Consider the following 9,777-nt stretch of genomic DNA (forward strand, 5'->3'; position numbering starts at 1 on the left):
GCCCTGAGGAGGCACCGGGCCGCCGCCCGGTTGCCGGAGAACGGCAATCACGTGGGCTCCATCGCGTCCGGAACCGGCCGCTGTGCCGCACCGAACGGGCCTGGGATCGTGTTGCCGCCCTGGTGTGTGGGTGTGAGTCAGGAGGTGTGACGTGGGGCAGGTACGGCGCCGTTCGTTGTACAGACGCCGTGCGGCGTCGACGGACACGGGGCTGGCGGAGCACCTGCGTTCCTTCCTGTGGGGGCCCGCGGAGTTCGCCGGCCTGCCCCGGCGGCGACTGATGGCCGAAGGGATCGGTGTCGGCTGCCTGGCCTGCGCCGCCACCGTCGGGGCCGGTTTCCTGGGCATGTGGCACGGGCCGGCCCGGCTGGCCACGGGCGAACTCGGCCTGGTCGCGGTGGCGGCCCTGGTGCTCTACCTGGCTGTGCTGGGGGCGGGCCGGATCCTGATCGCTCTCCTTGCCGTACTCGGAGCCTGTCTGGCCTTCACCGCTCCGGATATCGCGGCCGGAATCGTGCTGGACCAGCGAGGCCGGGTCGAGTCCGCCGTGGTGGCTTCGGTCCAGGACGTCACCGGCAGGGCCGGTCGCCATCTGTGCTCGGTCACCGGCACCGTCGCCATCGGTGACGTCAGGGTCTGGCGGGGCTGCCCGGCTTCGGTTGCACCCGGCGACACAGTGCCCGTGGTGTACGACCCGCACGGTCTGGCGCCCGCCCGGGGGATCGCGGCGGCCGGTGCACTGCGCAGGGGGGAGCTGCGACTGGCGGGACTGGCGGCGGGATTCGTCGCCGTCAGCGCGGTCGCGGTGGTGCGGTCGTTCCGGATGTCACCCCAGCCCTCTGTCGCGCCCGCGCTGTCGGCCGGACTCAACGCGCGTCACAGTGGCACATCAGGTTCATCACGGTGAATGCGGATGCGGACCATCTCGCCGGCGCACTGGTCGAGGAGCTCGGTGCCGGTGTGCACGATTCCGACGGCTCGCGCCGTTGCAGCCGCCTCGGTGGCGACACCCCTGTTACGCCCGAACACGGGCCAACTGGCGCCCCCGTACGGCAGCATCGCTGGGACGAGGTGGACATTTGGCAGTTCGTCAGCGAGCACGCCGGCCTGAGTGTGGGAGGTCCCGCAGTCCACTACCGGCCGGCGGGTTGCGGCAGGAGGCCGCGTGATGCTGTCGGGGCCGGGTGGCTGGAGTGCAGAGCGCGTAGGGCGCTCTGATGGCTGAGCCAGCCCACCGGCCGCAGGTCGTCGGGGTCCAGGACCGGCAGGCCGGTGCCGGGTGCTGCGACCAACGTGTGCAGCGCGAGAGCGAGTTGCTGGTCGGCGGTGATGCACGATGGCATCTCGACGAGGTCACCAGCCGTGGCGGGTGCCGCGTCCGGCTGCTCGGCCATGGCTTCGGCCACGGCCTGCGCGGTGACGACGCCCAGACAGACCCCGTCGACGTCGCAGACCGGCAGAGCGCCGTGGCCAGAAAGGCTCAACAGTTCTGCGGCGGCCGTCAGTTGTGTCGTGGCGGACAGCGGGTTCGGCAAGGGTTCCATGACGGCCGACACCCGTTGTGCGCCCAGGCGGGCGCCCGGCGCCGGGCCGGTGAGGTCGATACCGCGGCGGCGCAGTTTGAGCGTGTAGATCGTGTCTCGGGTCAGCAGCCGGCTGGTGGCCGTGGCCAGCACGATGGCGAGCATCAGCGGCAGGATGATGGAGTACTCGCCGGTCAGCTCGAAGAGGATTACCACCGCCGTGATGGGTGCGCGGGCGGCGCCCGCGAAGACGGCGCCCATGCCGACGAGCGCGTACGCGCCCACGGCCCCCGCCGAGCCGGGCAGCAGCCCGTGCGCGACGGCACCGTACGCCGCCCCCAGCATCGCCCCGATGAACAGACTCGGCGCGAACACGCCGCCGGAGCCGCCGATCCCGATCGTCAGGCTCGTGGCGATCACCTTGCCGACCAGCAGGAGCAGCAGGAACCCGATGGCGTAGTGCCCTTCGGTCGCCTTCTCCAGGACCGGGTAGCCCACCCCGTACATCTCGGGCAGTGCGAGCAGGACGAGCCCGAGCGCGAGGCCGCCGGCCGCGGGGCGCAGCCATTCGGGGCCGCGCCAGATGAAGTCACAGGCGTCCTCGACCGCGTACAGGATGCGGGAGAAGCCGACCCCGCCCGCGCCCGCGACGATGCCCAGCGCGGCGAACAGGGCGTACTGGCCGAGGTGTTGGATGTGGAAGTCGGGCAGGTTCAGAAAGGCGACGTCGCCGAAGGCGGCGCGTCCGATCACGCTCGCGGTGACGCTGGCCAGCACGGTGGCGCCGAACGCTTCCACGCTGAAGGTCGCCAGAATCAGTTCCATCGCGAAGAAGACGCCGGCGAGCGGGGCGTTGAAGGTCGCGGCGATGCCACCGGCCGCGCCGCACGCGACGAGCAGCTTCATCCGCTGCTCGGTCACCTTGCCGAAGCGGCCCAGCGTCGAGCCCAGCGCGGAGCCGATCTGCACGATCGGCCCTTCCCGGCCCACGGATCCGCCCGCACCGATGGTGAGCGCCGAGGCGAGCGTCTTGACGACGGCCACCTTGGGGCTGATCCTGCCACCGCGCTGCGCGACGGCCAGCATCACCTCGGGCACGCCGTGCCCGCGTGCCTCCTTGGCGAACCGGTTGACCAGCGGACCGTACAGGAGCCCTGCGGCCACCGGTACGACCAGCACGAAGCAGGGACCGAGCCAGGGCAGGTGCGGGTTGCCGCTGCCGGGCGCGGCGGCGTAGTCCTCGTGTCCGGAGAACAGCCGGGTGAAGGACTGGATGCACCAGCGGAAGACGATCGACCCGACGCCCGCACCCGCCCCGACCAGGACCGCCATCAGCATCAAGGGACCCCGGTCGATCAGGTGCGCTCGTGACGCCCGGTGACCATCGTGTATGCCGCTCACTGCTTCCCCTTCCTCACCTTTGCATTATGCAAAATAAGCCATGAGGAGGGTAACCGTGGTTTCCTACGGCAGTCGCGGGCGGCCTTCGTGGGATCGGGCCCCGGCGACCCGGCCGGGCCGCATGATCCGGACCTTGCCGCCCTCGCAGGCGGGGCAGTGCGGGGACTGCAGGGGTGAGGGGGTGCGGCGCCCGTCCAGCTCGTACCGGGCCGCGATCCGCCCGTAGTAGTCCAGGCGGTGGTGCGCAAGTCCACCGTGGTGCGGCTGCTGGGCGACGCGCGACCGCGCACCCTCGCCCGGGCGGCGGGGCTCGGCGCGTCATCGTCGTCCTGTTCGTACGCCGCCGTCGCGTTGGCGCGCTCCCTGGTCCGCAAAGGGGCAGACTTCACCGCGGCGATGACCTTCGAGATCGCCTCGACCAACCTGGTCCTGGAGCTCGGCGTCATCCTGGCCCTGCTGATGGGATGGCAATTCACCGCTGCCGAATTCGTCGGCGGCCCGTTGATGATCGTGCTTCTGGCCGTGCTGTTCCGGCTGTTCCTGCGGGAGCGGCTGCTGCGTGAAGCGCGAGCCCAGGCCGAACGCGGAGCGGCGGGTCTGATGGAGGGGCACGCCGCGATGGACATGTCCGTGCGACGGGAGGGCGGATTCTGGAGGCGGTTGGTGTCGGGCGACGGATTCACCGCCGTCGCCCACGTCTTCGTCATGGAGTGGGCGGCCATTCTGCGAGACCTGGTGATCGGACTCCTCGTGGCGGGAGCCGTCGCTGCCTGGGTGCCGGACTCGTTCTGGCAGGCGTTCTTCTTCGACGGGCATCCGCTCGCCGCGAAGCTGTGGGGGCCACTCGTCGGCCCCGTCGTGGCCGTGGTGTCTTTCGTCTGCTCCGTCGGGAACGTCCCGCTGGCCGTGGTGCTGTGGCAGGGCGGCATCAGTTTCGGTGGAGTGATCGCCTTCCTCTTCGCGGACCTGCTGATCCTGCCGATCCTCAACATCTACCGGAAGTACTACGGCCGAAGGATGGCGGCGTTCTTGTTCGGCACGTTCTACGTGGCGATGGTGGGAGCCGGATACCTCGTGGAGTTCGCCTTCGGCGGACTGGGGCTGGTACCGGACCGGTCGCGTGCCGTCTTGCCCGACCAGGGGGTCAGCTGGAATTACACGAGCTGGCTCAACGTCGTCTTCCTCCTCCTGGCCATCGTGTTGATCGTGAGATTCGTCCGGACAGGCGGTGTGGGCATGCTGCGGATGATGGGCGGATCCCCCGAGAACAGTGCGAAGAGTGCGGGCGATGACGGCGACACTTCCTGCTGACGGCAGTGCCGGAGCCTGGGCACAGAGTCGCCGTGGTTACGCGCCCGGCTCATCCGCGCAGACCTCGCGACGATCGGCAACAGCCGCCGGAAGGCCCGCGGCGACACATGGGCCGACGCCGGCTGCGGCCGTACCATCGCACTAGGCCCACCACACCCCGTCGGAGGACGGTCGAGCAGAGCGGCAAAACCCCCAAGGACGGGTGGGGGCCGGTACCGCATGGCGGTTCACTGGTCCAGCGGTTCAGGCAGGCCGGGCGTCCCCAGACCACAGAGCCACATCGTGCTCAGGCGGGCGGCTTCGCGGGCGAGTTGTCGGTCACGTCGGTTCATCCCATCCCTCGACTCTGGGGCGACTCGGCGTCGGTGGCCGCGGTTCGGATTCAGGTGAGGGCGAAGTAGCGCAGCCAGACGTAGCCCCCTGAGATGGCCACGGTGACGGTGGTGACGACCAGGCCGTACTTGGTGAACTGCCAGAAAGAGATGGGCTGCCGGTTGCGTTCGGCGATGCCGAGGACGACGACGTTGGCGCTGGCCCCGATGGCGGTCGCGTTGCCGCCGAGGTCGGCACCGAGGGTGAGAGCCCACCACATGACGTGGTCGCCTGCGCCCCCCATGTCGTGGACGAGGTCGGCGGTGATCGGCGCCATGGTGGCGACGTAGGGGATGTTGTCGACGATCCCGGACAGCACGGCGGAGGCGCCCAGCAGAATCATCGAGCCGCCGAGTTCGCTGCCGCCGACGACGTCGGCGAGGGCTTCGGAGATCTCGCCGATGACGCCGGTCTCGATCAGACCGCCGATCATGATGAACAGGCCCGCGAAGAAAGCGAGGGTGGGCCATTCGACCTCGGTGAGCACCTCGCCGGTCTCCACGGTGGAGACGGCGACCAGAAGGCCGGCGCCGAGGAGGGCGACGATACTCGGCTCGTACTGCAGGACCGGGTGGAGGACGAACCCGGTGACGACCAGTGCCAGGACGAGAAGCCCCTGGACGAGCAGGCGCGGGTTCGTGATGGCCTCACGCTCTTCCAGCTCCATGATCGCGGCGGCGCGCTGCTCGTCGTAGACGAAGGACTCGCGGAACATCACCCGGCACAACAGCACCAGGACCGCCGTCAGCACGGCGGACAGCGGGGCGAGATGGACCAGGAAGTCGTTGAAGGTCAGTCCCGCGCGGCTGGCGACGATGATGTTCGGCGGGTCACCGACCAAGGTGGCGGTGCCACCGATGTTGGACGCGAAGACCTCAGCGATCAGGAACGGGGCGGCGGGCAGCGCGAGCCGCTCGCACACCAGCAGGGTGACCGGGGCGATCAGCAGCACGGTGGTGACGTTGTCGAGCAGAGCGGACGCCATCGCCGTGATGACGATGAGCATGACCATCACACGGAACGGTCTCGCCCGGGCCTTCTTCACGGCCCAGATGGCCAGGTACTCGAACATACCGGTCCGTTTGAGCACGCCGACGATCATCATCATGCCCGTGAGCAGAAAGATGACGTTCCAGTCGATGCCGGACTCGGTCGAGTAGAACGCCGCCCTGTCGTCGCTCGCGCCGATCGCCAGCATGAGTCCCGCGCCGCCGAGTGCCGCGGCGACCCGGTGGATCTTCTCGGCGATGATCAGCGCGTACGCGCCGACGAAGACGGCGATCGCCGCCCAGCTGTGCCAGTCGTTCACGATCCTCCGATGAGCCTTTCCACCAGGCGGGCGGCCGTCACAGCGCCCACCACCTCGCTGCGTTCGCCGTCGCGTCCGACGACGGCGACCAGAGGACTGGGCGTACGCGACATCAGCGCGGCAATCTGCAGGGCACTGGCCTCCGACCCGACGAACGGCGGCCGGAACCGGCGCCGGGGCGGCCAGTGCCCGATGGCGTACGGCGCGGGCATCTGGTGCTCGGTCAGCGGTCCGACCGCGTCCAGGGCGTCGTCGTCGCAGGACACCGTCGGGTAGGGCCGGGCGAACTCACGGGCTGACATGTGCCGGCTCCTTGCCTGCGGGACTTGCGTCCGGGGAATCGTCGATGCCGACGAGGGCTTCCACGTCGAAGAGGCGGGCGATGGGGACATCGGTGCTGCTGTGCGCGACGATCGAGAAAGCGATGCAAACGGCTATGAGCGTGTATGCCTGCTCGCCTTGCGGGATGCCGGCCTGCAGCACAAGGAGTCCGTAGACGACCGAGGCGAAGCCCTTCGGCCCGAACCACGCCGCGACCAGCTTCTCCCTGCGTTCGATGCGAGTGCCGAGCAGGGACAGCAGCAGCGAGGCCGGGCGGATCAGGACGATGGCCAGAACGACGGCCACGTAGCCGCCCACCGACAGGTCACCGAACAGCTGCGGCGTGAGCACCGCTCCGAAGACGAGCAGTGCGGCGAATTTGGCGAGTTCCGCGAGTGACTCGCCCAGCGGCTCGAAGGCCTCACCCGCCTCGGGGGACCGGGCGGCGAACACGGCGCCCGCGCAGAACGCGGCGAGGTAGGGGTTGGCATGGCTGAGGTGGCAGACGGCGTAGAGGATGACACCGATGGCGAGCGGCAGCAGTGGCTGCAATTTCGGCTCGGCCCCCAGAAGACGGAACCGGACGAGCGCGATCACCAGGGTCGGCAGCGCCACGCCGAAGATGAGCCCGAGCGTCAGCTTGGCGCGGAGCTTGGGGAACGAGATGTTCATGCCGTCGGTGAACAGCACTGCGAACAGGGCCAGATCGGCCGTCACCGACACGATCTCACTGTCCGGCGTGATGTGGACGAGGCCGAGAAAGCCGTCACTGACGAGCGCCCCACCGAGCAGAAACAGCAACGACGTCGACAAAATCGTGCGGGCCGCGAGGCCTGACAGGAGGACCGCGACGAGCAGTGCGACTCCGAATACCGCGACCAAGACCATGGCCGGCGCCCCCGATCAGCGAAGAGATCTCTTCCGTATCGCCGACCAGGCTTCCCGGCACACCGAGCGGAACCCTACCGGTTCTTGACGCGGCATTGACAGCCCCCTGCCTCGTCCCTGTGGGAAGCCCGCGACCATGCTTTCGTGCTACTTGGGAGAGTGATCTGCCCAGAAGGCGTGACCGGTGACGTATTGCAGGTCGTAAGGGACTGCTCAGGCGCGGCGAATGTCGTGCGGTGGCAAGGGGCCGCCCTGGAACCGGTCGGTGACGTCGTCTAGTTCCAGCTCGCGGTGGCGCTGCGCTGACGGCCGGCGCACTGTCGACGTCGCCCACGCCGTGCACTGCGCCGTCGAGGACGGGGCCCCGGAGGCGCACTTGAGCGGTCACCGGCACAGGCATGACATCCATGTCGCCGTGAGCACCGCATTCAGTACGAGGGCAGCCCCGCATCGCCCGCACCGTCAGCCGCGGGCGATGCGCCGGTAACGACTGACGGCCAACGGCATGAAGACCGCGACGATGGCACACGCACAGAGGGCCGCGTAGGCGACGGCGTGCTGGACGGGCCATGAGTCGGGCGGGACAACGGCTGCCGGGGCCTCGTTGCCGAACAGGGAGCGGCCGGCCGTGGCGGTCGCCGAGACCGGGTTCCACTCCGCGACCACGCGCAGCGGACCCGGCATCCTGGTGACGGAGACGAAGGCGCCTGAGATGAAGGTGACGGGAAAGAGCCAGATCAACCCGGCACTCTGGGCCACTTCGACGCTGCGAGCCATGAGCCCGATCGTCGCTCCGACCCAGGACATCGCGAAGGCGAAGAGCAGCAGGAGGCCAAAGGCGGCCAGGGCGCCGAGGACCGAGCCCTCGACGCGCCAGCCGACGAGCAGACCGCACAAGGAGGTGACGGAGAGCGTGACGACGCTCAGGGCGAGATCCGACAGGGTGCGGCCGAGGATCACCGAGCCACGTGGTGTGGGCAGCGCACGAAACCGGTCGACCATGCCTTTGTCCATGTCGGCGGCGAGCCCGATGGCGGTGAAGGACGCGTTGAACGTGACGGCCTGGGCGAAGATGCCGCCCATCAGGAACGTGCGGTATTCGGCGCCGCCGAGGCTGCCCCCGAAGACGTAGGCGAGCAGCAGGACGAACATCAGCGGTTGGACGAGCGCGGCGATGACCGCTCCCGGCGTGCGTCGCAGGTTGAGCAGATTGCGCTCGGCGATCAACAGCGCGTCACGCAGGGTGCGGGAGGGGCCGGCCGGGTCGGCGGACATCACGTTCACCGTCGCCATGCGTGGGCTCCTTTCCTACGGCCACTGTGGCGCCGTTTCGCAGCGCCGTTCCGACGCTGTTCCGTGGACAGTTCGGGTCCTTTCTCCTTGGGTTCCGTGGTAGCAACGCCAGCAGGCCGGGGCTTGCCCGTCAGCGCCAGGAACACATCATCGAGAGTGGGAGGCGCCAGAGAGACCGCCCGCACGGGTAGCTGCGCTCTGTCCAGCGCGGCAAGGGCGCCTTGCAGTGCTGTGGTGCCGTGGTCGGTGGCGACGCAGACCTGACCGGTCCGTTCGTCTGTCTCCGGCTGGTAGGGGCCCAGCCCCGTCAGCACCTCGGCGATCGCCCCCGAGGTACCAGGCAGTACCGGACTGAGCGTGATCCGTTCACCGCCGACGGCCTTCTTGAGTTCGTCCGCGGTGCCACGGGCGATGACGCGGCCGTGGTCGATGACGGCGATGGCGTCGGCGAGTTGGTCGGCCTCCTCCAGGTACTGGGTGGTGAGCAGAATTGTCGTGCCGTCCGCGACGAGCTCCTGCACGGCCTGCCAGGTGTCCGCGCGGCCGCGCGGGTCGAGGCCGGTCGTGGGCTCGTCGAGAAAGACGACGGTCGGTTTCGTGGCGAGGGCACCGGCCAGATCGAGTCTGCGGCGCATGCCGCCGGAGAATCCGCCACTGGGGCGGTCGGCGGACCCGGTGAGGGCGAAGCGCTCCAGCAGCTCCGCGACGCGCCGCCGGGCTACCGTGCGGCTCATGCCGTACAAACGGGCGACGAGGTACAGATTCTCGCGTGCGGTCAGGCGTTCGTCGACAGCGGCGTACTGGCCGGACAGGCCGATGCGCTCCCGTACGGCCTGGGGTGCGTCGCGGACGTCATGGCCGGCGACCGTGGCCCGGCCGCCGTCCGGACGCAAGAGTGTCGTGAGGATGCGCACGGTGGTGGTCTTTCCGGCGCCATTAGGGCCGAGCAGCGCCAGGACGCTGCCCGCCGGGGCTCGCAGGTCGATGCCTGAGAGTGCCTGGCGGTCGCCGAAACTGCGGGAGAGACCCTCCACCACGATCGCGTCCTGCGAGCCACGGGGCGTCGTACCTCCCGGGCCGTGTTCTGGGGGAAGAGGCCGTGCGGGCGGGCCGAGCAGGTGCGTTCCTGATCCGCTCATCGGGAGACCAAGGCGCTGCGCGGGGTCAGGTCCGTCCAGTGGGTGTCCACGTAGGCGATGCACTCTTCGCGGGTCGCGGGACCGTGGACGGGACGCCAGCCCGGGGGGACATCGGCGAACTCGGGCCACAGAGAGTGCTGTCCCTCGTCATTGACCAGGACACGGTGCTGGACAGCGGGATTGTCGAACGGGTTGGTCATGGTGCGGACCTTTCTCGCAA

General features: G+C 69.3%; 8 protein-coding genes and 1 pseudogene. 2 read left to right on the plus strand and 7 right to left on the minus strand.

The annotated features are described in order from the left end of the window. The first annotated feature begins 280 nt into the window (after positions 1 to 280). Positions 281 to 907, plus strand: coding sequence for a hypothetical protein (locus tag ACIBW6_RS00365; protein WP_399054920.1), 627 nt, complete (start codon positions 281 to 283; stop codon positions 905 to 907). Positions 908 to 1,133: 226 nt separating this feature from the next. On the opposite strand, the gene ACIBW6_RS00370 is transcribed toward ACIBW6_RS00365, so the two are convergent. After that, positions 1,134 to 2,861, minus strand: a complete 1,728-nt coding sequence (locus ACIBW6_RS00370) for a chloride channel protein (protein ID WP_399056341.1) — start codon at positions 2,859 to 2,861, stop codon at positions 1,134 to 1,136. 285 nt (positions 2,862 to 3,146) lie between these two features. Between ACIBW6_RS00370 and ACIBW6_RS00375 the strand changes: the two are divergent. Next, positions 3,147 to 4,235, plus strand: a pseudogene (locus ACIBW6_RS00375) (permease); the annotation flags it as partial. A gap of 382 nt (positions 4,236 to 4,617) precedes the next feature. Here ACIBW6_RS00375 and ACIBW6_RS00380 read toward each other — a convergent pair. From ACIBW6_RS00380 to ACIBW6_RS00405, 6 genes are all read right to left on the minus strand, one after another. Further along, on the minus strand, positions 4,618 to 5,916 hold the full coding sequence (locus ACIBW6_RS00380; protein WP_399054922.1) for an SLC13 family permease: 1,299 nt from the start codon (positions 5,914 to 5,916) through the stop codon (positions 4,618 to 4,620). After that, entirely contained in the window at positions 5,913 to 6,218 is a 306-nt protein-coding gene (locus tag ACIBW6_RS00385; protein WP_399054924.1) for a hypothetical protein, read from the minus strand. Before ACIBW6_RS00385 ends, ACIBW6_RS00380 begins: the two co-directional genes overlap by 4 nt. Then, on the minus strand, positions 6,205 to 7,125 hold the full coding sequence (locus ACIBW6_RS00390; RefSeq protein WP_399054926.1) for a cation:proton antiporter: 921 nt from the start codon (positions 7,123 to 7,125) through the stop codon (positions 6,205 to 6,207). Before ACIBW6_RS00390 ends, ACIBW6_RS00385 begins: the two co-directional genes overlap by 14 nt. 462 nt (positions 7,126 to 7,587) lie before the next feature. Further along, positions 7,588 to 8,418 (minus strand): ABC transporter permease, encoded by an 831-nt coding sequence (locus tag ACIBW6_RS00395; RefSeq protein ID WP_399054927.1) that lies wholly within the window; start codon positions 8,416 to 8,418, stop codon positions 7,588 to 7,590. Then, positions 8,406 to 9,557: an ATP-binding cassette domain-containing protein gene (locus ACIBW6_RS00400; protein WP_399054929.1), complete on the minus strand. Its 1,152-nt coding sequence runs from the start codon at positions 9,555 to 9,557 to the stop codon at positions 8,406 to 8,408. Before ACIBW6_RS00400 ends, ACIBW6_RS00395 begins: the two co-directional genes overlap by 13 nt. Next, entirely contained in the window at positions 9,554 to 9,757 is a 204-nt protein-coding gene (locus tag ACIBW6_RS00405; protein ID WP_399054931.1) for an MbtH family protein, read from the minus strand. The genes ACIBW6_RS00400 and ACIBW6_RS00405 overlap by 4 nt, the downstream gene beginning before the upstream one ends. Positions 9,758 to 9,777: the final 20 nt, after the last annotated feature.

The sequence above is a fragment of the Streptomyces sp. NPDC049813 genome, from assembly GCF_044465085.1.
Taxonomy (GTDB): Bacteria; Actinomycetota; Actinomycetes; order Streptomycetales; family Streptomycetaceae; genus Streptomyces.